At 41.7% G+C, this 655-nt stretch carries 1 pseudogene; it reads right to left on the bottom strand.

The features are described from left to right. Window positions 1–84 precede the first annotated feature (84 nt). Window positions 85–544: pseudogene (locus tag KJB35_RS26315) on the bottom strand (N-acetyltransferase family protein). Window positions 545–655 lie beyond the last annotated feature (111 nt).

Below are 655 nucleotides of genomic sequence, written 5' to 3'. Positions count from 1 at the left end.
CATACCACCATAAACACTAAAACCAACGCATAGTGAAAATGCCACGCGTTGCGAATCCCTCTTGAACAGTTTGTTATGTGCGTGCTAATTGAGGTACTTTTGCCAATGTTGCTGCCCTGTCAAAACTACTCTGTAATCTTCGTAATCCAATGAGCTATAGAGCTTTTTAGCTGCAACATTATCATCACCGACCTCTAGTGTGATTTTGAGGTAATCATTATCACGACAATACTGTTCGATACCATTCAGTTGCGCTTTGCCCCACACCTTTACCACGAAAGTTGTCCGACACCATAAAATCATGGATATTCATCACTCTTTGCACACGATAAGTTGAGAACGATTCAAAGCAAACCGCAAAACCGGCAGGCTTATTGTCGACAAAACTGATAAATCCGTGGAAATAAGGCAACGCAAATAGCTGAGCAATTACTGAGAGATCTAGCTCAACTGAGAATCCAGATAAGTACTCTCTAAACAAAGTCTCGAATATACCCTTGTCCTCTATGCTTTCTGTTTCGATAAGCCTGATTGTGATTTCCATATTCATTTCCACCAAAGCACATAACGCCCTGTTAAGGGGTGAGCAACGCAATACCGAAGCCACCGCATACCACCTTAAACACTAAAACCAACGCAAAGTAAAAAATGCCAC

Source organism: Vibrio sp. D431a (assembly GCF_030248655.1).
Taxonomy (GTDB): Bacteria; Pseudomonadota; Gammaproteobacteria; order Enterobacterales; family Vibrionaceae; genus Vibrio; species Vibrio alginolyticus.
Note: the sequence above shows the minus strand (reverse complement) of the source record. Positions and strands in the feature narration are given on the sequence as shown.